The organism is Actinoplanes subtropicus (assembly GCF_000721705.1).
GTDB lineage: Bacteria > Actinomycetota > Actinomycetes > Mycobacteriales > Micromonosporaceae > Actinoplanes > Actinoplanes subtropicus.
Window position 1 is genome coordinate 1 of sequence record NZ_JOJL01000147.1, and the last position, 712, is coordinate 712.

At 70.4% G+C, this 712-nt stretch carries 1 protein-coding gene; it reads right to left on the bottom strand.

Annotated features, from left to right (window positions below):
- Positions 1-95: 95 nt before the first annotated feature.
- Positions 96-494: a hypothetical protein gene (locus IH26_RS0152575; RefSeq protein WP_030443823.1), complete on the bottom strand. Its 399-nt coding sequence runs from the start codon at positions 492-494 to the stop codon at positions 96-98.
- Between the last annotated feature and the right edge of the window lie 218 nt (positions 495-712).

Genomic DNA, 712 nt, shown 5'->3' on the forward strand with positions numbered 1-712 from the left:
GCCGGACACGGGTCTAGATCCCGCCGACCGGAGTCCCTCAAACGAGCGACCGCCTCAACCACCAACATGCCTCGTCGGGCTGGGGCGAAGCCCCGTTAGCCGGTGACGCTCAGGGTGAGCGGGGCGGAGACGGTGATCGGGTCGGTGCTCCGGGTGACCGCGGTGACGGTGAGCGTCGTCGCTCCGACCGGGGTGGACGCCGAGGTCTGCAGGGCCAGGATCGAGCTGCCGCACAGGCACGGCTTGGGCGGGAAGAAGTTGGCGGTGACGCCGGCAGGCAGGCCGGTCACGCTCAGGTCGACCCGGGTGTCCTCGAGCTTGGGCGGCTCGGTGAACCTGATCACCGTCGATCCCTGTCCACCGGCCGGCACCGTGACCACGGTCCGGCTGATGTCGATCGTGAACGTGTCCGAGGCGGCGACCGCGGCCACCGCAGGCGCGGCGAGAACCAGGGCGAACGCCACCGAGGCCACGCTGCCGATTTTGCGGTACATCAGATGCCCTTCCGTCGTGTGGCGGCCATGCCGAACCCGGCCCCCGCTCCTGAACCGACGATCGCAGGGGCACCTGGAGCGGGACTGACGCGGCGCTGAAACCCCCGCCTAGGGCCTAGCTGGTGGATCACGTGGGAGCGAGGCGAGGTCCAGGTGGTGGCTGGCGTCGGCCGCGAAGCGGTCGCATCCCGGTGTTGGATGTGGCCGTTTCGCGGACG

Bases quoted from the DNA above. Each gene is read 5' to 3' on its own strand.
- IH26_RS0152575 (WP_030443823.1), bottom strand. From the start codon at position 494: ATGTACCGCAAAATCGGCAGCGTGGCCTCGGTGGCGTTCGCCCTGGTT.